At 59.5% G+C, this 24,867-nt stretch carries 25 protein-coding genes; 16 read left to right on the forward strand and 9 right to left on the reverse strand.

Annotation, left to right across the window (positions count from 1 at the left end; all coding sequences use genetic code 11):
• From Q8N04_14535 to Q8N04_14560, 6 genes are all read right to left on the reverse strand, one after another.
• Window positions 1-693 carry a TIGR04283 family arsenosugar biosynthesis glycosyltransferase gene (locus Q8N04_14535; GenBank protein ID MDP3091895.1) on the reverse strand — a complete coding sequence of 231 codons (693 nt, stop codon included), beginning with the start codon at window positions 691-693 and terminating at the stop codon, window positions 1-3.
• A 6-nt stretch (window positions 694-699) separates the two neighbouring features.
• Complete coding sequence (locus tag Q8N04_14540) at window positions 700-1,104, reverse strand: hypothetical protein (GenBank protein ID MDP3091896.1); 405 nt, start codon at window positions 1,102-1,104, stop codon at window positions 700-702.
• A 2-nt stretch (window positions 1,105-1,106) separates the two neighbouring features.
• Window positions 1,107-2,261 (reverse strand): 2'-deoxycytidine 5'-triphosphate deaminase, encoded by a 1,155-nt coding sequence (locus tag Q8N04_14545; GenBank protein ID MDP3091897.1) that lies wholly within the window; start codon window positions 2,259-2,261, stop codon window positions 1,107-1,109.
• Window positions 2,258-3,445 carry a KamA family radical SAM protein gene (locus Q8N04_14550; protein MDP3091898.1) on the reverse strand — a complete coding sequence of 396 codons (1,188 nt, stop codon included), beginning with the start codon at window positions 3,443-3,445 and terminating at the stop codon, window positions 2,258-2,260. The genes Q8N04_14545 and Q8N04_14550 overlap by 4 nt, the downstream gene beginning before the upstream one ends.
• Window positions 3,446-3,535: 90 nt before the next feature.
• Window positions 3,536-3,781, reverse strand: a complete 246-nt coding sequence (locus Q8N04_14555; protein MDP3091899.1) for a glutathione S-transferase N-terminal domain-containing protein — start codon at window positions 3,779-3,781, stop codon at window positions 3,536-3,538.
• A gap of 72 nt (window positions 3,782-3,853) precedes the next feature.
• Window positions 3,854-5,302 carry a hypothetical protein gene (locus tag Q8N04_14560; protein ID MDP3091900.1) on the reverse strand — a complete coding sequence of 483 codons (1,449 nt, stop codon included), beginning with the start codon at window positions 5,300-5,302 and terminating at the stop codon, window positions 3,854-3,856.
• A 225-nt stretch (window positions 5,303-5,527) separates the two neighbouring features.
• On the opposite strand from Q8N04_14560, the gene Q8N04_14565 reads away from it, so the two are divergent.
• The 6 genes from Q8N04_14565 (at window position 5,528) to Q8N04_14590 (ending at window position 12,408) form a co-directional block, all read left to right on the forward strand.
• On the forward strand, window positions 5,528-7,027 hold the full coding sequence (locus Q8N04_14565) for a phosphatidylglycerol lysyltransferase domain-containing protein (GenBank protein ID MDP3091901.1): 1,500 nt from the start codon (window positions 5,528-5,530) through the stop codon (window positions 7,025-7,027).
• Complete coding sequence (locus Q8N04_14570; protein ID MDP3091902.1) at window positions 7,024-10,134, forward strand: PAS domain S-box protein; 3,111 nt, start codon at window positions 7,024-7,026, stop codon at window positions 10,132-10,134. The genes Q8N04_14565 and Q8N04_14570 overlap by 4 nt, the downstream gene beginning before the upstream one ends.
• Window positions 10,135-10,231: 97 nt before the next feature.
• The gene (locus Q8N04_14575) at window positions 10,232-11,050 is read left to right on the forward strand and encodes a CbbQ/NirQ/NorQ/GpvN family protein (protein ID MDP3091903.1); all 819 of its coding nucleotides are present in this window, start codon (window positions 10,232-10,234) and stop codon (window positions 11,048-11,050) included.
• A 27-nt stretch (window positions 11,051-11,077) separates the two neighbouring features.
• The gene (locus Q8N04_14580) at window positions 11,078-11,398 is read left to right on the forward strand and encodes a DUF167 family protein (protein ID MDP3091904.1); all 321 of its coding nucleotides are present in this window, start codon (window positions 11,078-11,080) and stop codon (window positions 11,396-11,398) included.
• Entirely contained in the window at window positions 11,395-11,829 is a 435-nt protein-coding gene (locus Q8N04_14585; GenBank protein ID MDP3091905.1) for a glycine zipper family protein, read from the forward strand. Before Q8N04_14580 ends, Q8N04_14585 begins: the two co-directional genes overlap by 4 nt.
• Before the next feature lie 177 nt (window positions 11,830-12,006).
• Entirely contained in the window at window positions 12,007-12,408 is a 402-nt protein-coding gene (locus Q8N04_14590) for a hypothetical protein (protein MDP3091906.1), read from the forward strand.
• A 233-nt stretch (window positions 12,409-12,641) separates the two neighbouring features.
• Here Q8N04_14590 and Q8N04_14595 read toward each other — a convergent pair whose 3' ends face one another.
• Both Q8N04_14595 and Q8N04_14600 read right to left on the reverse strand, forming a co-directional pair.
• Complete coding sequence (locus tag Q8N04_14595) at window positions 12,642-13,262, reverse strand: hypothetical protein (protein MDP3091907.1); 621 nt, start codon at window positions 13,260-13,262, stop codon at window positions 12,642-12,644.
• Window positions 13,259-13,690: a ferredoxin-thioredoxin reductase catalytic domain-containing protein gene (locus tag Q8N04_14600; GenBank protein MDP3091908.1), complete on the reverse strand. Its 432-nt coding sequence runs from the start codon at window positions 13,688-13,690 to the stop codon at window positions 13,259-13,261. Before Q8N04_14600 ends, Q8N04_14595 begins: the two co-directional genes overlap by 4 nt.
• Before the next feature lie 184 nt (window positions 13,691-13,874).
• On the opposite strand from Q8N04_14600, the gene Q8N04_14605 reads away from it, so the two are divergent.
• From Q8N04_14605 to folE, 9 genes are all read left to right on the forward strand, one after another.
• Window positions 13,875-16,910 carry a VWA domain-containing protein gene (locus tag Q8N04_14605; GenBank protein ID MDP3091909.1) on the forward strand — a complete coding sequence of 1,012 codons (3,036 nt, stop codon included), beginning with the start codon at window positions 13,875-13,877 and terminating at the stop codon, window positions 16,908-16,910.
• Between the two features lie 4 nt (window positions 16,911-16,914).
• Entirely contained in the window at window positions 16,915-17,325 is a 411-nt protein-coding gene (locus tag Q8N04_14610) for a hypothetical protein (protein MDP3091910.1), read from the forward strand.
• Window positions 17,326-17,495: 170 nt separating this feature from the next.
• On the forward strand, window positions 17,496-18,434 hold the full coding sequence (gene mdh / locus Q8N04_14615; protein MDP3091911.1) for a malate dehydrogenase: 939 nt from the start codon (window positions 17,496-17,498) through the stop codon (window positions 18,432-18,434).
• A gap of 97 nt (window positions 18,435-18,531) precedes the next feature.
• The gene (locus Q8N04_14620; protein MDP3091912.1) at window positions 18,532-19,119 is read left to right on the forward strand and encodes a urate hydroxylase PuuD; all 588 of its coding nucleotides are present in this window, start codon (window positions 18,532-18,534) and stop codon (window positions 19,117-19,119) included.
• 224 nt (window positions 19,120-19,343) lie between these two features.
• Entirely contained in the window at window positions 19,344-20,636 is a 1,293-nt protein-coding gene (gene nuoF, locus Q8N04_14625) for an NADH-quinone oxidoreductase subunit NuoF (GenBank protein MDP3091913.1), read from the forward strand.
• Between the two features lie 9 nt (window positions 20,637-20,645).
• Window positions 20,646-21,008 (forward strand): 2Fe-2S iron-sulfur cluster-binding protein, encoded by a 363-nt coding sequence (locus Q8N04_14630; protein ID MDP3091914.1) that lies wholly within the window; start codon window positions 20,646-20,648, stop codon window positions 21,006-21,008.
• Window positions 21,009-21,072: 64 nt separating this feature from the next.
• A complete protein-coding gene (gene erpA / locus Q8N04_14635) occupies window positions 21,073-21,393 on the forward strand; it encodes an iron-sulfur cluster insertion protein ErpA (GenBank protein MDP3091915.1) in 321 nt (106 codons plus the stop codon).
• 122 nt (window positions 21,394-21,515) lie between these two features.
• Window positions 21,516-21,947 (forward strand): 6-carboxytetrahydropterin synthase, encoded by a 432-nt coding sequence (locus Q8N04_14640; protein MDP3091916.1) that lies wholly within the window; start codon window positions 21,516-21,518, stop codon window positions 21,945-21,947.
• Between the two features lie 9 nt (window positions 21,948-21,956).
• Window positions 21,957-22,601, forward strand: coding sequence for a GTP cyclohydrolase I FolE (gene folE / locus Q8N04_14645; protein MDP3091917.1), 645 nt, complete (start codon window positions 21,957-21,959; stop codon window positions 22,599-22,601).
• 22 nt (window positions 22,602-22,623) lie between these two features.
• Here the strand turns inward: folE and Q8N04_14650 are convergent, their stop codons facing one another.
• The gene (locus Q8N04_14650) at window positions 22,624-23,418 is read right to left on the reverse strand and encodes an alpha/beta fold hydrolase (GenBank protein ID MDP3091918.1); all 795 of its coding nucleotides are present in this window, start codon (window positions 23,416-23,418) and stop codon (window positions 22,624-22,626) included.
• Window positions 23,419-23,529: 111 nt separating this feature from the next.
• Between Q8N04_14650 and Q8N04_14655 the strand changes: the two genes are divergently transcribed.
• Complete coding sequence (locus tag Q8N04_14655) at window positions 23,530-24,825, forward strand: replication-associated recombination protein A (GenBank protein MDP3091919.1); 1,296 nt, start codon at window positions 23,530-23,532, stop codon at window positions 24,823-24,825.
• The last annotated feature ends 42 nt before the right edge of the window (window positions 24,826-24,867 follow it).

The raw sequence follows: 24,867 nt of genomic DNA on the forward strand, positions 1-24,867 counted from the left end.
TTATCGGACTACACGATACCAGTGGTTGAGACGAGTAGGGCTGACTCCCAGCCAATACAGGAAGCGCAGCGTCCACATCAAGAGAATTGTGCGCAGGGGCCCGTTTTTCTCCCAACGGCGAAACGAGGTCGTGACGCGATCCGTGAGCGCGGCGGTCGGCCCCAAGCGTTTCAAGCGCCGGCTGAACTCGATATCTTCCATCAGCGGGATATCCGGGAATCCACCCATCCGTTCAAACACCTGCCGGCGGACAAAGATGGCTTGGTCGCCGGTGGCGATGCCGCTGAGCCGTGAGCGTCGGTTCATGAACCAGCTGATGACGGCGCCCCAGCGGGACGGTTGATCGAAACGGACATCGAACCGGCCTCCGATACAGCGGGGATTGCCCAATGCCGACTCTATGACGGTCTTGGCAGTCGGGGGTAGCTCCGTGTCGGCATGGAGAAACAGGATCACGTCGCTGCGGCAGGCCTTCACGCCTTCGTTCAATTGGCGGGCGCGGCCGGTCGGCGCGGTGACCAGCCGTACGGCGGGCACCCTAGCGCAACAGGCTTGGACCATGGGAATGGTGGGGTCGGTGCTGCCGCCGTCGCTGACGATGATGTCGTCGAATCCCAAGGCGACAGTGCGGGTGAGCGTGCGAGCGATGGTTGAAGATTCGTTCAGGGTGGGGATGATGACGGAAATCATCATCGGGGTTTATCTGTCCGGTGTCTTCGGCTCTCGGAACATGAAGTACATGACGACGACGACGGTGGTCCAGAAGACGACCTGTTTGTGCCAGAAGAGCACTTCGCCGTAGTGAAAGAAGCCCAATCCGATCGCGATCGCGCAGATCATGACGCTATAGCGCCAGGTAGGGTTCTCAATCACCGCGTTGGCCCACACGGCGATTCCGCCGAAGTAGATCAGGAGGGGGACGGCATTGATTTCAAATCCGCCGCTGATCGACAAAAAGACATTCAGAAAGCCGATGAAGATCAGGGCGGTGCCGGTCATCATGCCGGCGACGCTGAGTTGCTTGTCCTCGCTCGTCTCGCCGTCCACGTGGCCCGGCGACGAAGCCGGAGCGGGATCTTTTGTCGGAAGGTCTGTTGGTGCCATAGTTACACTTTGAAATGTTTGCTGAGTGTGAGCGCCTGCCCTTGATACGAGGACCCCAATGTGGTGCCGTAGAGCTGAGAGGGTACGTCGAGCATGCGGTCATATACAACCTTAAAAAAGGTCTGCCCGTCGTGGATCAGGAACGGCACATCGTGGGGGCGGACTTCCAGCACCACCTGCGTTCCTTTGATTTCCCCTTTCGCTCCATAACCGAAGCCCGGGTCGAAGAATCCGGCATAGTGGGTGCGCAGTTCTCCGCAGGCCGCTTCATACGCGACCATCTCAGCGGCGTATCCGGCCGGCACACGGATGCGTTCCTTGGAGGCGAGGATGTAAAACTCTTCCGGCTCCAGGAGGAGGCTGTCATGTCGATGGCGGTAGAGCGGCTCCCAGAAATCCGCGGCGGTATAGTGCCCGACTTTAGCCAGATCGATAACGTGGCTATTCTTCTTGGCCCGATAGCCGATGATGCCTGAGTCTGTCCGGTCGTCGCCCTTCAGGTCGATGCGCAGGAAGAGTCCGCGCTCGGCGCGGAACTCGCGCTGCCCCAGCGCTTTCCTGGTCGGGCTATTGTGATAGAGCAGCGGGGATTTGCTGTGCAGCGTCTGCAACGCCGCGTCGCTGACGGTGGCTTCGCCGCGCACGAACCGGATCTGATTCAGCGACTGTCCGGTTCGGACTTTAATGGCGAAGGAGCGAGGCACGACTTCGAGAAACAATGGGCCATGGTAGCCGGCTCTGATTTCGTCGAAGCCCGCATTCAAATCCGTGACGACGCGGGTGAAGACGTCGAGCCGTCCGGTCGTGCTTTTCGGGTTCGCCCGGGCGCGCAGGGTTTTGGGGAGCTTCAGCTGTTCCAGCAGCGGCACCAGATAGACGTGCCCCTTTTCCAGGATGGCTCCCTCCGTCAAATCCATCTCGTACATGACGAGATCCGATTGATAGAAGTCGAGGACGTCGAGTCGGGAGGATATCGGGGAGAGTTCCGGCAGAAAGCTGCTGATGAGCCGATAGGCTTTGCGCCCCAGGCGCAAGTCGAGACTGGCCGGTTGAATCTGCCGGTCTTCGATCGCGGGGGATGCCGTGAGGGCACCGGTGGCAATCAGTTGCTTGATGTCCTGATAGGGCAGAATGCCCTGGGTCGGTGTCTTGCTCACAGCGCGTCCGTATCTCCCCCGCAACTGTTGCCCCACGGAGAGAACCCGTCGCGATCGGGGTAACTGTTTTCGCTTGCTTCGTAGTCGAAGCCGGTCCGCGCACCGACCATCGGCAACTCGCGTCCGTGGCCCTGTTTCGGTTGCGGATAGCGGAACGTCTTATGCTCGTAATTCTGCAGCACGGCGCCGTCTTCGTCCAGATGCACCAGGTAGTCGCCGGGGAGGAGCGGAATTTTTCCTCCGCCGCCGGGCGCATCGATCACGAAGTGCGGGACCGCCATTCCACTGGTGTGGCCTTGAAGGGCTTTGATGATGTTCAGGCCGGTCTCGACCGACGTGCGGAAATGGTTGGTGCCTTTGGTCAGATCCGCTTGATAGAGGTAGTACGGCTTGACGCGGGCCAGGAGCAGCTGATGGACGAGGCGCTTCATCACCTCGGGGTCATCGTTGACCCCTTTCAATAGAACGGTCTGCGCGCCGAGCGGCACCCCGGCATCCGCGAGCATGCCGCAGGCGGCTTTCACCGCCGGCGTGAGTTCGTCCGGGTGGTTGAAGTGCAGGTTCATATAGATCGGGTGGTATTTCTTTACCAATTCGCACAGCTTCGGAGTAATGCGTTCCGGCAAGGTCCCGGGGACCCGTGAGCCGATGCGAATCAATTCCAGATGCGGGATACTCCGCAACGCTTTAAAGATCCGTTCGAGGAGATAGTCGGGCAGCAGGAGGGGATCTCCGCCTGAAAGAATGACGTCCCGCACTTCGGTATGTTCGCGCAAATAGGCGATGGCGCGATCCAGTTCGCCCTTCTTCAGAAAGCCGGGCTTTCCCACCAGCCGTTTTCTGGTGCAGAAGCGGCAGTAGATCGGACACTGATTGGTGACCATCAGGAGCACGCGGTCGGGGTACCGGTGGACGAGGTGAGGGACCGGACTCATCAGGTCTTCCTCGAGCGGATCGTCCTCCGCGTCGATATCGTCCAGCTCCGCGATCTCGGGTACCACCTGTTTCCAGATGGCGTCGCCTTTTTCCTTCATCGTCCCGAGGACGGTCGGGGTGATCCGCATGGGATACGGACCGACGATGGCTTCTATTTCCTTCTCGTCGAGTCCGAATCGGTCAGCCAGATCTTTCGGCTTCACGATGCTCTCAGCGAGTATGCGTCTCCATTCCTCCACGGGCGTCATGGCCTCCTGTGTAAGAGATGAAACCACTCCCGACAAGGGTGGGCACACCCTGTCGCCGATCGTGCGGGAACGTAGGGATTCTTGATAGGCCTACGAGGATGTCTTGGCATAGTGAGTGTCGAGGTGGGCCAAGATGTCGTGTGTCTCGGTCAAGACGATGTTCCCGTCGGTCAGGACGGGCACATAATACTGACCTGAGATCTCATGAACCACTTTTCGCATCGGACGGATATCCGGCACGACGATGTCGTTGTACGCGACGTCTAGTTCCGAGAGTTTGTCCCGCACGACTTCGCAGTCGGGACACCAGTCGACATGATAGAGCGTCAGCGCCATGATGGTCTAAGGCTACCATGGAAATCAGTGAAAGTGGAATGAGGCTTTTGGGGAAAAAGAGGTGATGTCGAGTTACGACTCTTGCAGGGCGCAGGGGACCATGATGGCATCTTTCATCCCGTGGATGATTTTCTTTTCCGCCGAACAGATCGTGGCCAGGATTCCGGCCAATTCGGCTTTGCCGTCCGCCACAAAATAATAGGGTGACAGGCGCGCTCGGCCGTTCATCCGCATCAGCTGATTGGCCGTTGGATCCCAGTAGTCGAGTTCGTAGATGCGGCCTTTGTGGAATTCCTGAAGAATGTAGGGCGTCGTCGGAAACGACGCGAGTGCGTGGTCGATGGCGGCGGCCCATTCGGCCTGCGGGAGATCGTGTCCGACCGACACGCCCCGGCTGCCCCAGGCCAGTTCGGAAAACCCCGACGGCTTGATCACATAATGCCGTTCCTTCTGCGTGGCGGCGGCGAGATCACGCCAATTGGTGACGGCGCGGTCGCCCATGCGCAATCCGGGAATCGTGGCGGACGGCGGAATCGGCGCCGGGTCGAGCAGCCAGGTGCGAGGCATAATGGCTGTGAGGTCCAGCAGGGTGGCTTCGCCGAGTTCCTTTTCCCAGAATGGGCGGAGCACCGGATGGTGCAGGAGGGCAAAGGCCGACTTCTCTTCCAAAGCCGGTTTATAAGGCGGGGTGACCGCCACCAACTCTTTTTTGGCGGCGTATTGAATCAACTCGGCTTTCGGGATGTTCAAGAGATCGAAGAGCTCGTAAAAGCGATAGAGCACGGCGATGGGGTTTTCCCCCGTTTCCGTCCGAAGTCGCAATCCGTCTTCCGTGAATCGCACATCCCGCGGCTCCACGCAGTAGGCGTGCACACCCTGCTCGCGCAGTCGGGCAGCCAGCCAGGTCATTTCCGGCCGATATTCTTTGGCCTCTTCCGATGCGACGATGGCGATACAGCCGAGCCGTTCTCGCTGGATCGCTTTCAACATCGTGGCGAATCCCCGCACCATGCCGTCGCGCCCGCCGATGAGCGGCAGAGGCCTGTCGTCGAGTCCGCTATAGATGGACGACAGGCAGGCGGTCAGACCGATCCCGCCGGGGACTGAGTCCAGCTCGGTGATGACCATGCCGTCCTGGGTCGGAATCACATCCGGTCGAATCACTGCCGGCAGCTCATCCCGAAAGCGCTTCATCCGGCTATAGGTAATCAAGGCTTCGGGTTTGCCTTGGTCGAGATACTGCGCGACCCATTTCGGCTGGGTCCCCTTCGCGCTTTCGAGATAGAGGCGGTTTTGAGCCCGGTAGAAAGTCAGGAGCTGGGGGCCTAGTTTGGTGACGAAGGCGATCTGCTCTGATGAGAGAAAGAGCGGGCAAGGGCTGACACGCCAGGAATTCGTCGCCTGCGGTGCGGTCGCCGAGGCAAAGAGGCCGGCGGTTTCCAGCTGAGTGCGTATGTCGGCACAGCGGCGGATGGCGAGGTCCGGCGCCAGGGACGAACAGGGTGACGGTGTATGAGCCAAAGGGCTGTTCCTTAGTGGGGTGTTGTGCGAGCTTCGGATGTCGAGGACGTGTGCTGGCGATGCTACCACGGGGGGCAGGGGCGGACAAGGGGGCGTTCGTGTTGGTAGGCCGTTCGTTGCCTGTGCGATAGATCGCTGCAGAGGGGGATTCTGAGGGGCTATGGAATGTGCGGTCGAGTGGTCGTTCCTTGCTCGATGGGCGAGCCCATCGTATGATGGGCCGTCATGGCGTTTATTCAGATGGAGTCCAATTCGCGAGTGACCCTGTCCGATCCACTGCCACAATTCGTTCCCGGTTCCGTGTGTGTGCAATGCGATGTCTGTTGCCGGTTTCCTGAGTCGGACAGTTTTCTTCGCCCCTACTTTACACGGGATGAAATCGGGGCTGCGGTGGCGCAGGGACTGTCGCCCGCGTTGTTTGCGGATCCCGTCGGATCTCAAATTGCGCTCGTCAAAGACGCCGAGAGCGAAGGGTATCTGTGTCCTGCCTTCGATCCCGCAACCTCACGCTGTGGCATCTATGACCACCGGCCGCTCGATTGCCGGCTCTATCCGTTGGCGTTGATGTGGAACGAAGCTGGTACCGAGGTCGAGCTCGGGTGGGATACCAAGTGCCCCTTCATGCGGGAGGCGGTTCCCGGAGAGATTCGCCAGCATGCCGGGCTGGTTCAGGCGCTCCTTCGGCAGGAGACCACGCTCCGGCTTCTTGCGAGCAATCCTCGTTTAATCGGTCGCTTTCAAGAGGATGTGGTCGTGCTCGCCTCATTGCCGGAGGTGACGGCCCGCGTGCGTCTCCATCGGCCGGACCGGCGTCTCCGCCCGCTTCTACTGGAGGATGCGCTCCGGATGACGCAGGCGTTGGAGCGGTCCGAATGCCTGGGCCATGAGGCACTAGCGGCCTACGCGTTTGTGTATCACTATATATGGGCCACGACACTGCCCTATTGGTGGATGGAGCGGGACGGTGTTTTCTTCCTGTTCGCCCATTCTCCCGATGGATGGTTTATGCCGCTGCCCCCGCTTGGGCCGAAACCGCTTGAAGCATCGGTGGGGGAGGGGTTAGCCGATTTGCATCGATGGAACAATGGTTCTCCAGTCAGCCGGATCGAGAACGTCACGGATCATCAGAAGGCGCGTCTCGCCGGCAGTACGTTGCAATGGTCGGAGAAGTCTCCGGACTATCTGTACCGGACCGACCCGCTGGTGCAGCTCGCCGGAGATTCCTATAAGTCGCAACGGGCGCTTTGCAATCGGGTTGAACGAACAGCGTCGGTGACACTTCGTCCGTATACGGTGGCCGATCAGCCCGCGTGCCGTAACCTGTTCCGTCGATGGGTTTCGCAGAAGCAAGAGGGAACGCTGGATACAATGGGACGCTATCTCTTGGAGGATGCCGAAGCGGCCCATGCACTGATCTGGGCGCTGGGTGATCGGCTGGGGCTTGCCGGCACCGTGGCCTGTGCGGAGGATCAGGTGGTGGGTTATACGTTTGGCTACCGGCTTGCGCCCGAGACGTTCGCGGTGCTGGTCGAAGTCGCCGACCGATCCGTGCCCGGTCTGGCGCAGTATCTGTTTCGCGAGACCTGTCGCGCCGCGCACCACGGCGGCGCCGAGTATATCAATGCCATGGACGATGCCGGTCTTCCCGGTCTCAGAGCCGCCAAGCAGGCGTATCATCCCGTGGCCATGATCAAGAGTTGGATTGCGAGTCCGCTGCAGCCATGAGCTTTCCTGTCGCCTCACCACTTGCGCGTTCCTCACGCCGTTACGGGTGGCTTCCGTTTCTGATCGTCTTGGTCACGATCCTCGCGGTCGGCATCGGGGCGGTGCTGCTCCGGTATGTCGAACGGCGACTGGTCTGGGCCTCGGGAGAACAGTTGACGCTCGCGGCGGCGGAAGTGTCGGACAAGTTGGACCGGTTGTTGTTTGAGCGCTATGGCGATGTGCACATGCTGGCCCGTGCCTTCGCGCTTCGATCATCGGATCGACAGTATCTGGTCAGCTACCTCATGTGGGTAAAGACAGCCTATGCGCCGATGTATCACTGGCTTGGGGTCACGAATCAGCAAGGAGTGATGATCGCGGCCACCGAGTCGTCTCTCATCGGGCAGGATTACAGCCAGAGCGCATGGTTTCGGACCGCCCATGAGACCAGGCAGGCGGTCGTCGGAGATGTTGGGAGCCATGAGGCCGATCAGGGAATGGAAACGGTGGCCTTCACGGTTCCCATTCTGGATGCTGAGGGGATGTTTCTGGGGGTGGTCACGACGCGGGTGGCGGTGCCGGTGTTGGAAGATGTGACGACACGGACGATCCGGTCGCTGCAACGCCGCGAAGGGTTTGGTGGGGCGATTGAGTATCAGATGCTCGCGAAGTCCGGCGAGGTCTTCGTCGACTCGAAGGTTCCGCTACAAGAGAAGGTCAATCTGCTTGAACTGGGGCTGCCCTCAGTAAAACTGAGTCAGGCGGGGGAGCCGGGCTATGTGATCGAGGAGCATCTCCGTCGGCATGTGCAAGTGGTGACGGGCTACGCGGTGACGAAGGGCTATGGAGAATTTCCCGGTCTGGGCTGGACGGTGCTGGTGCGGATCGATCGTGACGCGATTCTGGCGCCGATACGCTCCGTCGTGCTCTGGAAGGTCGGCGGTGCGGCGCTGGTCATCTGGTTCCCGCTGCTGGCGTTGCTGTTGTGGTCGACCGTGCGGCTGCGGGCGGAGTATCGCCAAGCCCAACAGGAGAGCGCCTGGGCGCGTGCGGCTGAAGCCGCGCTGCTTCAGAGCCAGGAGCGCAATCGTGCCATTGTCGATACCGCGCTCGACGGGGTGATCACCATCGATGCGGCGGGCGTCATCACCGATTGGAATGCCCAGGCGACGGCGATTTTCGGCTGGTCTCGCGACGAAGTGCTGGGGCGGATCTTGTCGGAGACGGTCATTCCCGAACGCGACCGCGAGGCGCATAACCATGGGCTGCGGGAGTTTCTCCGGACCGGCGTCGGGCCGGTGCTCAATCGCCGGATCGAGATCACGGCACGGCATCATGATGGCCGGGAGTTCCCGGTGGAATTGTCCGTATCTCCGGCCCGGATCGGCGAAGCCTATATCTTCAGCGCATTTGTTCGCGATATCACCGATCGGCGGAAGGCCGAGCGGCGGTTGGCGTCGCAATATGCGGTGACTCGGGTCTTGTCCGAGTCCTCGACACTGGAAGAAGCCGTTCCGAAAATCGTTCAAGCCGTCGGCGAAAGCCTGGAGTGGGATCTTGGCGTTTTTTGGCGGTTTGATCGGCAGACCGGTGTGCTTCGCTGCCTGGATCAATGGCAGGCTCCGACATTCCAGGGCGACGCGTTCGCCTTGGCGGCGTGGCATCAGTCGTTTGCGTCAGGGGAAGGGTTGCCGGGGCGGATCTGGGCGAGCGGTCAGCCTTGTTGGATTGCGGATGTGGCACTCGACCCTCAGTTTCTTCGGACCGATGTGGCGGCGCAGGTCGGGTTGCACGGAGGGTTCGGGTTCCCGATTCGCATCGCCGGCGAGATCGAGGGCGTGATTGAGTTCTTCAGCCGGTATGTGCGGGAACCGGATGACGAGCTGCTGAAAATGGTGACGGACATCGGACTTAAAATCGGCCAGTTTGGAGAGCGCACCAAGGCGGAAGACGCGCTGCAACAGACCGAGGCGCAACTCAGGCAATCGCAGAAGATGGAGGCGGTGGGGCGACTCGCCGGTGGCGTCGCGCATGACTTCAACAATCTGCTGACGGTGATTCGAGGGTACAGCGAACTGATTTTGGGTCGCTTGGCAGCCAGCGATCCGGCCAAGCGTGAAATGGAAGAGGTCAAAAAAGCTGCGGATCGTGCGGCCGGTCTGACGAGTCAACTCCTGGCGTTCAGCCGCCGCCAGTTTGTTGCGACGAAAGTCGTCGATCTGAACGCGATCGTCACGAATATGGACGGGATGCTGCGGCGTCTGCTGGGCGAGGATATCATTGAACTCTGTTCCGAGCTTGATCAGGGTTTAGGAGCCATCAAGGCTGATCCGGGGCAGATCGAACAGATTGTGATGAATCTGGCGGTGAATGCCCGCGATGCGATGCCGACCGGAGGCCGTTTGACCGTCGAAACGCGAAACGTGTCGATCGGGAAGGGCCCACGCCGGGAGACGATGCCGCTGGAACCCGGCGACTATGTGCTCTTGGCCGTAAAAGATACCGGGCAGGGGATGAGCGAGGAGACGCAGTCGCACCTCTTCGAACCATTTTTCACCACCAAGGCCAAGGGGAAAGGCACGGGACTGGGGCTGTCGACGGTCTATGGGATTGTGAAGCAAAGCGGGGGCACGATCGGGGTCGAGAGCAAGATCGACAAAGGGACGACGTTCAAGATTTTCTTCCCGCGAGTGGATGGGACAACGCAGACCGGCCAAACCGCGCCCGTGAATGCCGACCGCGTGCATGGACGCGAGACCATTCTCCTTGTCGAGGATGAGCCGGCGGTAAGGGGGTTGGTTCATGAGACGTTGCGACTGCATGGCTATACGGTGCTCGAGGCCCGCCACGGCATCGAAGCCCTGCTGACCGGCACCCGGCATCTTGGCCCGATTCATCTCTTGCTGACCGATGTCGTGATGCCGCAGATGAGCGGGCCGGAAGTGGCTGAAAAACTCACGTCGGTCCGGCCGGAAATCAAAGTGCTGTATATGTCGGGCTATCCCGATCATCCCGTATTCGCGCAAGGCGGAATCAAGCGGGACACCGCGTTTCTTCAGAAGCCGTTTACGCCGAACGTGTTGGTTCAGAAGGTCCGCGAAGTGTTAGACGGCGTCAAAGTCGCCTAGCCGGACATGCTGTTCGCACGGTGGGTGGCTGGCTTGATCTTCCCCCTCGGTTCCGTTTATCGTGCCCCAAAATACTTCACAGTAGGATGGATCAGCTATGAGTCAGCCAGGACGCGAACTCGATATTCAGGCTTTTCGCATTGACCGGGAACCGTTCTATGCGGAAGTGCGTGGCGAAGTCGGGTTGTTCACGATTGCCGCCAAGAGCAAAATGCCGGTGATGCTGAAGGGGCCGACCGGATGCGGGAAGACCCGGTTTGTGCAGCACATGGCGCATAAGTTGGGCCGACCGTTGATTACGGTCGCTTGCCACGAAGACCTTACGGCATCCGATCTGGTCGGGCGCTATTTGTTGAAGGGCCAGGAAACGGTGTGGGTGGATGGCCCGTTGACGGTCGGCGTGAAGCATGGCGCGATTGTGTATCTCGATGAAGTGGTTGAAGCGCGGAAAGACACCACCGTGATCATCCATCCGCTCAGCGATGATAGACGAGTGTTGCCGATCGAGAAAAAGGGCCAGATCATTGAGGCGGCCGATGATTTCATGCTCGTGATTTCCTACAACCCCGGCTACCAGAGCGTGCTGAAGGATTTGAAGCAAAGTACCAAGCAGCGGTTCATGGCGATCGAGTTCGACTATCCCTCCGCGGCCATTGAGACCACCGTGGTCGAGCGAGAATCAGGGATCAGCCGCGAGATTGCCGAGAAGCTGGTGAAGCTCGGCGGCAAAGTCCGCAACCTCAAGAACCATGGATTGGAAGAGGGCGTGAGCACTCGGTTGCTGATTTATGCCGGAACGTTGATCAAGCAGGGCGTCACACCCGAGCAGGCTTGCGATGTCGCCATTGCCCGCCCTATCACTGACGACGGGGATATGCAGCGCAGCATTCACGAACTGGTCAAAGCCATTTTCTAGTCCACGCCGTCACGATTTCATACGCGCATGACTCATCCGATCGTGCAGGATACCAAGGGCGGCGCGATCATCACGATTCAGGTCCAATCTAAGGCGTCGAAGTCCGAGTGTGTCGGTCTGCACGGTGATGCCCTCAAGATTCGTGTCGCGGCACCCCCGATTGATGGCAGGGCAAACGAGGCCTTGCTTGCGTTCCTCGCAAAGCAGCTCAATGTGCCGCCGTCCGCGTTGGTGATTCATGCCGGGGCCGGAGGGCGGCACAAACGGGTGCTGTGCACAACGCTGAACGCGGCGGATGTGCTGGCGCGATTGGGCCTGATTGCAGGGAAAGGATCCGTGGCCTCATGAACAGATGGGCGGTGTCTTTCGTTGGTGCGCTCTGTGTGGCGACGTCGGCTTGTTCGAGCGTGAAGCCGGTCTTGTATCCCAATCCGCATTTCCAATCTGTCGGGAAAGATATTGCAGAACAGGATATCGAAGCCTGCAAGCGATTGGCCGAGTCTGCCGGTGCGGAAGAGGGTAGCGGAAAAGCCGGACGTGTAGCCGGCAGTACGGCAGCCGGCGCGGGCATCGGTGCAGCTGCCGGTGCGGTCGGTGGAGCCATCTCCGGTGCCGCCGGGCATGGTTCTGCGATCGGAGCTGCAAGCGGGGCTGTGTGGGGATTGCTCACGGGAATCTTCAGCGCCACATTCGGACCATCTCATCCGCCGGAGGCCTATACGAATTTTGTGAATCGTTGCTTGCATGAGAAGGGGTATGAGGTGACGGGGTGGCAGTGATGGAGAAGGCCGGGTGAATCGGTGGGGTTCCTTGCTCGCTGTCCGCGCACGATCAGAATGTGCTCGGACAATGCGCGCAGTCGGAACCTCACCGATTCATCCGGCGAAGGGAGAAGAGAAGAAAGAAATCGGAGGGTGCTAGCTGTGTCGAATCGATTGTGGCGGACATGTGTTGCAGTGATACTGCTGCTGAGTTTTGGGGCCTGTGTGGCACCGGGGCCGGTGTTGCGCTCAAACAAGCATCTGCAATTGAGCGGGAAGGAAGGGGCGGAACAGGATATTTCAGCCTGTCAGGACAAAGCGGAACGGGCCGGGTTGAAATCCGGAGTGAACCGCTCTGGGAGTATCGCCAGCGGCGGGGTGTTGGGATTGATCATCGGGGCGGTCGGCGGGGCTTCAGCCGGCTTGATCGGAGGCGGTGTGGGTGTTGCGATCGGCGCGGCCGCCGGCGGCGGATTGGGTTTCATCACCGGACTGGCCGCTGGCGCATACAAACCGGCGAATCCTGATCCGGCCTATGCCGACTCTGTCGTGCACTGTCTTATTGAGAAAGGCTACGATGTCAGCGGATGGGAGTGAGGGGGGAGGCCTAGGCATCGGGGTTGTTTCGTGCTCGCCCAACGCGCGGTCTCAGAAGACCCTCGTTGGATGCGCGCAATAGAAACAACTCCCCCTGCCTAGGCCTATAGTGAGTGATTGGGGTGTTCGGACAATGCGCGCAGTGAAACCAATCGCCAACGGAATCTAGAGAGTGAAAAGAGCGAAGAAATATCTGCAAACGCAGGATCGTGGATAGCGCGGGGGAATCTTTCCTAGCACAGGCTGGATTTACAGTCGGTGACGACGAGATTGGTCGCTTTTTCTCCAGCCTCAAGATCTATATTCAGCCATGCGATTCCTGCCGGTCCGTCTTCTTTTTGTGAACTTCCCTCGATCACACTGACGATGTAATAGCGGCCGGCTGGAATTTTGGTGAACCAGAAGTGGCCGGTTGGATTGGCTCTGGTGGTGCGGAGATAGGGAAGGATGCGTTTGTCCTGCTCCAGTTGCCGGAGGGCGGCCTGGACACAGGTTAAGGGCTGATGCGTTGCCGGTACGGCATCGGATGTTGTCGGCGGATCACTCGGTGACGAACAGGTGGTAGCTCTTACGCTGTGGTCGAACCAATAGCGTGTGTATCTCGTAACAGGAATTAGATGAACCGGTACACCGGCCTGTGTGACGGCTTTCCCTGACGAGGCCCCGAGGAAAGCCTGGCCTGCCAATGTGCCATGGCCTTTTTGTTTATAGGCGGCAAATTCCTTTTCATTGAATGCCGGAGGAGCTGTGGGATTCGATTCCACGGCAGCCCCGTGACTCAGCCAGATGCCGCTGGCCAGAAACAGCACCGCTACTCCGAGCGAGAGACGCTGGGCTGGTCGTACGGTGGTCATTTTGCTGAAGGCGCCGGTTCGTCGGGAGGAGCGGTTGTCGTGGCGGCCTTGTGTTTTAGCGCGCGGCCTTTGCCGGGGGTCGGATCGGTGATGAGCCCGTAGATGTCCCGTCCCTCATGGCCTTCTGGGAGATATTCGGTAATCGGCATGCCGTCTTCCCGCACAAACAGGAGGCAGTGGCAGTATTTATAGATCTGCATTTCATCGCAGGCGCACATCCATCGGCGGAGTTTGGCTTCGGCCTGCTTGTCCTTGTAAAAATTACAGGGGCAGAGGGGCTTCCCCAGCTCATCGATATGCATCGCCAGCCCTTTCACGACGGCTTCGGTGACGGCAGGAGTGGGATGCATCGCGGTGCCGCTCTTTTCGGCAAACCCCTTGACGTATTTCCACATCTTCTCGAGGCTCTCTTGCTTGGGCTCGGCCATTCCGAAATCCTTTCGATAGGCGAGGGGCCAGAGGCTAGTGGCGAGAGGAAAAGCGAGGACTTCTTCCCTCTAGCCCCGTGCCTCTAGCCTTGCGCCAGCGCGTGAGCGCACAGTTTACAAGCGCCAGGGCGTCCTTTACAATCCACCACTTCGCAAAATTGGCAGCAATCCGGATAAACGGGCGATGGCGGATTCTCACGCGACCACAGAGTTGATCAATCGGTTGAGCGGCGACCTGGGGCAGGCCTCGGCTGAGCAGCTGGTCGCTCAATTGAGCGCACTCGGCGGCAAGCCGGAGCCGGTGGCGGCGGTCCTGTCACTCTTGGAGGAACTGACCGATGTGTCTGAAAAGGTCGGATGCGCTGCGGTCGAGGCGCTGCCCGAATTAGCGCGCCGTGCCGGTCTTGCGCCGGTTCTGCCCTGGCTCAATCTTGGGATTGTCCTGGTCGAATCCTCCGGTGCGTCTGCCTTGAAGTATTTTAAGGAAAGCCCGCGCATTCTGGGGGTGGTGGACCAGCCGGCGGCCCGCAGCGTGATTCTCGCGGTCGGGGCCGAACTGGCCGAACAAGATGCCAATGTGACTTTGGAATATCTCCGGACGGCGCCGCTGCTTCTCGACGTGATTCCCGCGGAGCAGTTACCGCCGTGGCTTGAAATCGGGGTGGAGTTGACGCAGGTCGATGTGGTGGTGGGGCTGGAGTATATCCGGCAGCTCGCCGCCATCGCGCCGGTCCTGCCGTTGAGTGAGGTGCGACAGTGGGTCGCGTTCGGGATGAAGCTGATTCAGCCGAATGCGATCGGGAACCCCGACTATCTGGGGACGTTGGAGTTTCTCCGGACCAGCCCTGCGATCCTCGGTGATTTGGAGCAGCCGGCGCTGCGCCCGAAAGTCTTGTCGCTCGGCGCGTTGATCGCGGAACAGTCGCCGGAGTCGGCGATTGCCTGGCTTGCGGAAGCGCCGGCATTACTGCGGACCTTGTCCTCGGTCGAGTGGCAACTCAAAGTGGTGCAGTACGGGGGATTGATTGCTGAACGGGATGCGGCGACGACGCTGGCGTATCTGCGGCGCGCTCCGGAGATCGTGTGCATGATCGGAGCTTCAGCCGAAGCGGTTACGCGATTTGAGAACTGGTTCAAAGCCGGCATGGAAGTGCTCGCCTATAGTATCGATGGCGCTCGGGCGTATTTCGGGTTGGAGTCGCAGCGGGCGCTGGCGTCGGTAGAGCAGGCCTTAAGCGGTGTGCCATTGCGGCAAGTCGCCAGGACGGTCAAATTATTTGTGCAAGGGCTCTGCGGGTCGGACGTACAGATTCAGGCCCTGCCGGAGACGGTGACGGATATTCCGGCTCGCGCCACGGTCAGTGCCGATGGGAGGATCATCGCGCTTCCGGCGCTGCTCAGGAAATATCAGTCCTACGATGAGAATGTACGGCTCTATCTGGTGATGGCGGCGCATGAGGCGGGGCATATCGAGTTCGGGACCTATCGTCTCACCCTGGACTTGCTTCAGGATGTCGTGACGGCCGTCTGTGACCGGTATGGGCGCGGCCCGCAGTACCCGGCGTCGCTGGCTGCGTTGTTTCGGCTCTATCCGCACCCGCGTTTGATTCAAGATCTGTGGACTGTCCTAGAGGATGCGCGGGTCGAGGCCCATTTGCAGCGGGAATATCCCGGCCTTCAACGGGATCTCCAGCGTGTCGCGGGCGAGGCGGTGACCCCGCGCGATCCGGCGCACGGACTGACGGTGAAGGAACTGCTCGTCGATTGTCTCCTGCGGCTCTCGACTGGCGAATCAGTTGAATCGGCGGTGCCTCGGGCGGTCCAGGGAGAAGTGGCGTCGCTCTGGCCGATGTGCGCTCCGGTGTTGGCGCCGGGGTCGTCCGCGGGGGATACCGTGCGTCTGGTCCATGCGGTGTATGTCCGTATGGAGGAGCTGTTAGCGCCCAAGGCTGAAATGATTCAGGGTGATCCGGTTCAGGAAGTTGCGGAAGAAATGGGCGTGGGGCCGACGGGGTCCGAAGAAACCGGCGATCCCTATCGTCCGATGACCAATTGGGTGTACCGGGGAGAGATGAATCCCGAGTTCATTTCGCGGGATCAGGCGCCGGGGCAAAAGGATACAGATGCCGAGGGGCAGGCTCCCGGCGAACGTGTGGCCAGCGGCGGCGGTGGGTCCAAGGAGCAAGGCGGCCAGCAGCGTTCAGGCGGTGAACGGCATGAGACAATGAGCGACGTGATGGGCGGCGGACGTGCGCTACCCGCGGTTGTGGATGAGCTGCTCGCGTTGCCGGTAGAGGAACGGCCATTGGAAGAGGCCGGCGGTCATGGGGCGAAACGGATCCGGTATCCGGAATGGGATGTGACGATCCAGGACTATCGTGTGCAGTGGTGTCAGGTGGTGGAGCAGCCGGCTGAATCCGGGTCGGATGAGGCCGTCGAGGCGGCGCTCTCGACGCATCGAAGCGCGGTTAAGTCGCTCCGCCGGTTTTTTGAAGGTCTCCGTCCCCCGGCATTCCGGCGTACGGCGGCGCAGGCCGACGGCGAGGATTTGGATATCGATGCGCTGGTCCGTCGGGTTGCGGAGCAGCAGGCCGGCATGGAAGGCAGCGATCGTATCTACGTCCGGCATGAGAAGAAAGAGCGCGATGTAGCCGTGGCATTTCTTGTGGATGTCAGCGGGTCGACCAGCCGGCAACTCGACAGCGGGCGGCGGGTGATCGACATCGAGAAGGAAAGTCTGGTACTTCTGTGCGAAGCGCTGGAGGCGGTCGGGGACCAGTACGGGGTATATGCCTATTCCGGACAGGGGCGGGCGCAGGTCGAGTTCTCGATTGTGAAAGAGTTCGACGAGCCCTTAGGGCGGGCAACAGCACATCGGCTGGGCGGTTTGGTGCCGAGACAGCAGAACCGTGACGGCGCGGCTATCCGCCATGCGACAGCCAAGCTGCGGGCCTGTGAGGCCAGGACGAAATTACTGGTCCTGGTCAGTGACGGCCGTCCTCTGGACGGGGACTACAAAGACGACTATTCGCTCGAGGATACCAAGGCCGCCCTCCGTGAGGCGCGTCAGGCCGGGATCGATCCCTTCTGTGTCACGATCGACCGGGAGGCCGATGCGTATGTTCGGCGTATGTATGGCGATGTGCGGTTTGCCGTGATCGACCGGGTGGAGTCTTTGCCGGCCCGGTTACCACGAATTTATCAACGATTGACGACGTAGGCCTATGTCCGATACATCTGCGCGACCCGCGGTTCCGCCGTGGCTCTATAAATTGTTTACGGGGCATCAATATCCCTATGTCCGTCGGCTGGCGAAGTTCGGCCAGTCGGTGGTTCCTGGCGAGGATCGTCCGGAGCCCACCAAGGACATGATCGACGCCAAATTCTGGGAGGTCTATCCGCGCTGTTGGGTCAAGATCCGTCAAGAGGTCAAGGTCGGGATGATCGTGGTCTTTCACGACCTGGGCGAGTATCCGGCAGGCGGGTATCAGGCCCTGGTGGACGATCCTGAAGCGTTCCTGTCGGCGACCTACGGCAAGAAGAAGATCAAGGTCAATTTCTATGACGGGGATAATTTTGTGTGCACGATCAATTTCAAGGTGGCGGGTTGGACAGAGCACGAGGGAGAGCATTGACGGGTTCAGCGCATCCGTCGTGCTCGCGCCCCGCGCGCGGGATTGATGGATGGAAGAGCTGTTGCGGGCGGCGCTCGGTGCATGCGCGCAGTGAAGGATGCATTGAACCCGTCAAGAAGCATGGGGAGTGGAGAGAGAAGGGGCCAAGACTTAGGAGCTGAGGTGTGAAGATGGGGCGACCGAAGATTACGGTGGTGGGTGCGGGCAATGTGGGTGGGACGGCGGCGCAACGGCTGGCGGAGCGGGATCGTTATGATGTGGTGCTTGTCGACATCGTCGAAGGCGTTCCGCAGGGAAAAGCTTTGGATATGGCACAGGCCGGGCCGGTGTGCGGCTATAGCACCCGCGTGATCGGAACCAACGGCTATGAGGAAACGGCCGGCTCTTCGGTGGCGGTGATCACATCGGGGATCGCGCGGAAGCCTGGCATGAGCCGAGACGAACTGCTGACCACCAACGCCAAGATCGTGCAGTCGGTGGTGAAAGAGCTCATCGCCCGTTCGCCCGAGGTAATTTTGTTGCTGGTGACCAACCCCTTGGACGCGATGGTGCATGTGGCCTTGAAGGTCAGCAAGTTCCCCAAGTCCCGGGTGATCGGCATGGCCGGCGTGCTCGATTCGGCGCGCATGCGCACGTTTATCGCGAACGAATTGAATGTGCCGGGACCTGATGTCGAAGCGATGGTGCTGGGCGGGCACGGTGACACGATGGTGCCGCTACCCCGATACACCACGGTCAAAGGCAAGCCGGTGTCGGAGCTCATTCCTAAGGACCGGCTTGATGCGATCGTCAAACGCACGCGCGAGGGCGGGGCTGAGATTGTGGGGTTGCTGAAGACCGGCAGCGCCTTCTATGCACCCTCTGCGTCAGCAGTCGATATGGTCGACGCGATCATGCAGGACCAGAAGCGGGTGCTACCATCCGCGGTGCTGTGTGAAGGCGAATACGGGTTGAAGGCTGTCATTGTCGGGGTGCCTGTGAAGTTAGGCAGAGGCGGGGCCGAGCAGGTCATTGAGTACGAGTTGACGGCGGATGAGCGGGCGGCATTGGAGGCTTCTGCGACGGCGGTGCGGGAGCTGTGCGCGAATGTGGATCGATTGATGGCGTAGTGTCAGTGTGCCGGTATTGTGCCGGTGGCGTGACAACTGTGAAGGGGCTGCAGCATCACGTGCAGTCGAATAATAAACCGTGTGAGGAGAGGGAACTATGAAATTTCTTGAAGATCCGATGCAGACGATCGGTGCGGGATTCGCGCTGGCCGTCGTTTTGATAGGGGTGTTTCTCGGCATGTCCGGGGTCGGCGCAGGTGAAGTCGATTGGATCGGGATGATTATGCGCTGGGTGCACTTCCTCGCGGGCATCACCTGGATCGGGATCTTGTATTTCTTTAACCTGATCAACGCCGGGTTCCTCAAGAGCCTCGATGGCCCCACGAAAAATATCGTGATTCCGAAGCTCATGCCGGCGGCGCTCAACTGGTTCCGCCACGGGGCCTCGGTCACCGTGCTGGCGGGCATCGGGCTGTACGGGTACATGTACGCCAAAGGCGGCACCGGAGCCATTGCGCTGGGAATCGGCGGACTGCTGGGTCTCATTATGATGGCCAATGTCCATGCGATCATCTGGCCGAATCAGAAAAAAATCATCGCAGCGGTGACGGCGGCGGCGCAGGGGACCCCGGCGCCGGCTGAAATGGCGCAATGGGGGAGGACGGCCCTCCTCGCATCCCGGGTGAACTTCATGTTGTCGATTCCCATGCTGTTTTTCATGGGGGCCGGCAGCCATCTCAAGTAGTTTGGTTTTCGCCAAGTCGCCGGTCCGGGAAAGCCCGGCCGGCGAAATGGATCTCTCCTGTCGGTACCCTCCCCCGATTGCCCTACATGCCTACCAAGACCATAGGGCCCTTGCCCTAACTGCTTGAGATTCAGGCCTATTCCCCATGAGTTGCCTTGACGGAGACGCGTAGTCAGCCGTATAGTACGGCTTCTAAACTCGCGGATTTTTTCGAAGGAATGTCTATGTCCATTGCGACTGAACCCCGTCTAGTCCAGAAGCTTGAGGGCGCACCCTGGGAGATCGAAGGATATCTCAAGGTGGGAGGCTATGAGGCGTGGAAGCGGTGTGTCGACGGCTTCAAGGCCGACGATGTCGTGGCCGAATTGAAGAAGGCCGGGCTGCGAGGCCGGGGCGGCGCCGGATTCCCGACCGGGGTCAAATGGGACAAGGTTCTCAATCATCGAGTGAAGGAACACTATTTTGTCTGTAATGCCGGCGAGCATGAGCCGGGAACGTTCAAGGATCGATACTTACTCAAGGCGCTTCCCCACCAATTGATCGAAGGATGCCTGATTGCCGCCCATACCGTTCAAGCCAAAGCCGCCTTCATCTATGTGAACCACGAATACGAAGAAGAGCGGGAGAATCTGAAAAAGGCGTTGGCTGAGGCCAAGGCGCGAGGGCTGGTAGGGAAGAATGTGCTGGGGAAGGGGTACGACGTCGAACTGCAGGTATTCGAAGGCCACGGAAGCTATGTGGCCGGTGAAGAAACCGCGATGTTGGAGTCGATGCAAGGCCGTCCGGCCATGCCCCGTCAGAAACCACCGTTTTATCCCACGGATTTCGGCCTCTACGGGAAGCCGACATTGGTGAACAATGTGGAGACGCTCTGTAACATCCCGCGGATTCTGTATAAGGGCGCATCCTGGTTTACGCAGGTTGGAACGGAGAAATGTCCCGGTACGATGATGTTCTCGCTGAGCGGATCGGTGAATCGCCCGGGGGTCTATGAAATGCCGATGGGCGTGACCATCCGTGAACTGATCGAGAAGTGCGGTGGCGGCGTCAAGGGCGGTCGTCAGATCAAGGCCGTATTCCCCGGTGGCCCGGCCTTCTCGATGGTCACGGCCGATCAGCTTGATTTGCAGATGGACTTCGATTCGCTCAAGAAAGCTGGAACAGGATTGGGCAGTGCGGGAACGATTGTGATCGACGATGCGACCTGCATGGTGGCGGCGACGCTGAAATACTCGAATTTTTTCAAGGGTGAGAGCTGCGGGCAATGTCCGCCTTGCCGGATGGGGACGAACAATCTGGCCACATTGATGGCGAAGATCGAAGAGGGCCAGGGTACGCAAAAAGATATGGATAGCCTGTTGCAGCTCTGCGGGTTTGTGAAGGGCACGGGCTACTGCACTCTGGTGACCGGTGCCGCGGTCCTGGTGCAGAGCAGCGTGAAGTTGTTCCAGAAAGAGTACGAAGAGCATCTCCGGTTGGGGCGTTGTCCGTTCAAGCCGGCGCCGGTGGGGGTATAAGGATCGATCATGCCGCGCGTGACTTTCATCCATCCCCAAGGGAAAAGCGGCACGGTGACCAGAAACCTGACCTTGCTGGATGCCGCCAAGGAGTTGGGGTTCTTGCTGAATCACGATTGCGGGGGCAATGCGTCCTGCACGACCTGCCGGGTTGAGGTGCAGTCCGGCCGTGATCAGCTGTCCGAGATCGACTTCGACGAGCAGGATTTGTTGGATCGGGAAAACTTGAGTGAACCATGGCATCGACTGGGCTGTCAGGCGAGAGTATTGGGCGATGTCGTCGTGCGGGTTCCGGAGTCCAAGTTTGCGGATCCTAAATTTGTGGAGCCTTCAGCCATACAATCGGAGGCGCAGGGAGTTGATATTCGGTAGAGAGGTGTTACACTAAGCCAACCCGGATCGCAGGTTGCGGATCTGGAGATACAGGAGGAAGACAATGGTTACCATTTCAGCAGTTGCAGAACAGAAGATCCGAGAGCTCATGGCGGAAGAGAAGGACGTGGTCGGCCTTCGCGTCTATGTCCGCGGCGGCGGGTGCCATGGCTACCAATATGGGATGGCGTTTGAGTCCAAGATGGGCGAAGACGACACCGTCATTGAAAAGGGTGACGTGAAGGTCATCATGGATTCTCAGAGCGCTCCTCTCTTGCAGGGTGCCGAAGTCGATTACGTCGACAGCGTCCAGGGTTCAGGATTCTCGATCAAGAATCCGCAAGCCAAGACGACCTGCGGCTGCGGCAGCTCCTTCAGCGCCTAAGCGGATTGACCGGAAGGAAGAGGACGCGCACTCTGCCTACAGTTTTTAGATAGTACGAAGCCAGGGTTGCCCGTGAGGGGAATCCTGGCTTCGTCTTTTTCACCGATTTCAGTGTGGATGACATGGGACAGGGCAGCATCACCAGGCGGTATCGATTCTGCGCCGCACATCGGTTGCACACCGACCATTTATCGGTTGAAGAAAACCGGGTGGTCTTCGGCAAGTGCAACAATCCCAACGGGCACGGGCATAACTATGTGGTGCTTGTGACGATCGGGAGTCCCGGTGCCGCGCAGAACGGGCGATCGATGGACATCGATGCGCTTGATCGGGTCGTCGCCGACCGGATTGTGAGCCGATTCGATCATCGGGATCTGAACCAGGACCCCGGATTTGCTACGCAGACAACGACAGGGGAAAACCTGGTGCTCCTGATCTGGGATTTGCTCGTCGCGGAAATTCCGGAAGGGCAACTGAAGAAAGTCGCCGTCATCGAGACGAGGGACAATTATTTCGAATACACGGGGTCGGCTTCGGTTGCGGCGAGATCCTAGGGAGACATTATGGCCAAGCGAGCAGCGAGCCAACGGCGGAAGCCGGTTGAGCATGAGGGTGGGGCGGAACGACCGGCAGATCTAGGCGTGCTGCAGGCACTCGTCACCGAGACCTTGTTGGCGCTTGGGGAGAACCCGGGCCGTAACGGATTGCTCAAGACTCCCGAGCGCGTGGCCAAGGCGCTCGCGTTCATGACGCAGGGGTATCACCGTGACATCGACCACCTCTTGAACGGGGCGCTCTTTCCGATTGAGTACGATGAAATGGTCATCGTGAAAGACATCGATTTCTACAGCATGTGCGAACATCACCTGTTGCCCTTTTATGGCAAGGTGCATGTGGGGTATTTGCCCAACAAGAAAGTGGTTGGCCTCAGCAAGATTCCCCGTATTGTCGATACCTTCGCGCGCCGGCTTCAAGTGCAAGAACGGCTTACCGTGCAGATTGCGGAGACCCTCAAGACCAAGCTCAACGCGCATGGCGTGGGCGTGGTTGTCGAAGCCCGTCACTTGTGCATGATGATGCGTGGGGTGGAAAAACAGAACACGGTCGCCGTCAGCAGTTCTATGCTCGGCGCGTTCCGGACCCAGCAGCAGACCAGGCTGGAGTTTTTGAAGCTCATACGCCGCAGCGGTGGCGGCGCCTCAGACTAGATCTTGGGAGAGTAACCGTCAGCTACTTCTTCAGTTCTGAGCCAAATTCTTCAATAAGACGGGTAAACTTTCCCGGCTGTTCGATGTTTGCCAGGTGCGCGGCTCCTGGGATGATGGCCAGCCTGGCATGGGGAATTTGCTCGGCCATGAGATTCGCATCGGCCGGCGGGGTCGCCTGATCCAGTTCGCCAACGATGATCTGGGTGGGGCAGGTGATCTGCTTCAAAAACGGCACTGAGTCCGGTCGCTCGGCCATCGCCATCAAATCTCCCGCAATTCCGCTGATCTGGTTCCCTTCGATCATCGTTCGGATTCGCTGAACAATCTCAGGTTTCGACTGAATCGTTGCGGGACTCAATAACTTTGGGATCATGATATCGGCGATAGCAGAAGGCCCCTGTTTGTAGGCGATTTGTGCCATCTGGAATCGCCCCGCTTTGCCTTTTGGCGTGTCTGCCTGCGCTCGCGTATCGGCCAGTACCATTCCTTTTACCCGGTCCGCATACTTTCGGTAGAACGCCAAGAGGACATAGCCGCCCATCGACAGTCCCACGAACAGGCCTTGCGTGATGAATAGATGGTCCAGCAATGCACGGACGTCATCTGCAGCCTGATCGAGGCTGTAGTGCCACAGCGGCGCATCGGATTCGCCGTGTCCACGCAGATCGATTGTGATCACACGAAACTGCGAAGACAGGGCGGCTTCCTGCTCAGCCCACATGGTGCGGTTCAGCGGAAAGGCATGCAGGAGGACAATTGGAACGCCGGCGCCTGAGTCACTATAAGCCAAAGTGATGCCGTTCACTGTTGTGTGCACAAGTCTCTCCGAGGTTGGGCTCTTCGTAGCATCGGCGGTGTTGCTGGTCAAGGGGCCGTTTGCGATCAAGGCATATGGCGTATACAATCCGCTCATTTTCAGGAGCCATCGATGCCGACCCCGCGTGATCCAGAGCCTGATTTGTTCGCTGCTCCCCAGTCTGGCAGGAAGGCGGAAGCCCCGCTGGCGGAACGGATGCGCCCGCGGGAGTTTGCCGACTTTGCCGGGCAGGATGAGATCGTCGGACAGGATCGGCCGCTGCGCAAGGCCATCGAGTCCGATCGTCTGTCATCGGTGATCTTCTGGGGCCCGCCGGGATCCGGCAAGACCACGCTGGCTCATCTCATCGCCCGCCACACGAAAGCGCATTTCGTGGCATTCTCAGCAGTGACGGGCGGCATTCCTGAACTGCGCGAGATCATCAAGGCTGCCGAACACCGGCTCGCGTTGCAGCAGCTGAAGACGGTTCTCTTCGTCGACGAAATCCATCGCTTCAACAAAGCCCAACAGGATGCCTTTCTTCCCCACGTCGAACGGGGTACGGTGATTTTGGTTGGGGCGACGACGGAGAATCCCTCATTTGAAGTGATCAGCCCGCTGATGTCGCGCTCGATCCTGGTTGTGCTCAAGTCGCTGTCCGACGAAGCGTTGGGCCAGATTCTTGACCGGGCGCTCAGCGATTCAGAAATTGGCCTGGGGCAGTTGAAGGCCCGTCTGTCGCCTGGAGCGCGGCAGCGCCTGGTCGCATTCGGCAACGGCGATGCGCGCGCGTTATTGACGGCTGCCGAGTTTGTGGTGACGCAGGCGCCTGTCGGCGCGGACGGAACGAGATGCATTGACGAGGCGTTGCTGACCGTCGCGCTGAATAAACAGGCGCTCCGGTACGACAAGGCGGGAGAGGAGCATTACAACGTCATTTCCGCCTACATCAAAAGCCTGCGCGATTCCGATCCGAACGGTGCGCTCTATTGGCTTGCGCGAATGTTGGAGGCTGGAGAGGATCCGAAATTCATCGCACGCCGCATGGTCATTTTTGCTTCGGAGGACGTCGGAAATGCCGATCCCATGGGACTTTTGGTGGCCAATGCCGTGGCTCAGGCCGTGCAATTTATCGGGCTTCCAGAGGCCCAAATCAATCTCGCTCATGGGACGACCTACCTGGCGTCTGCACCGAAGGACAATGCGTCCTATATCGGCTTTTTGGAGGCCAAGGAGGATGCTCAAGCCCATGGAAATCTTGGGGTCCCGTTGCATTTGCGGAATGCCGTGAATTCGCTCATGAAGGGGATTGGATATGGGAAAGGGTATCGATACGTCCATGATGATCCCCAGGCCAAGGTCGATCAGGCGCATCTCCCTGACGTCTTGAAAGAACGGCAGTACTATCGGCCGAAGCCTCGCCCATAAGGTTTTTTAGGTGGTTTACAAAGTTTTCTAATCGGTTATACT

Source organism: Nitrospira sp. (assembly GCA_030692565.1).
Classification (GTDB): domain Bacteria; phylum Nitrospirota; class Nitrospiria; order Nitrospirales; family Nitrospiraceae; genus Nitrospira_D.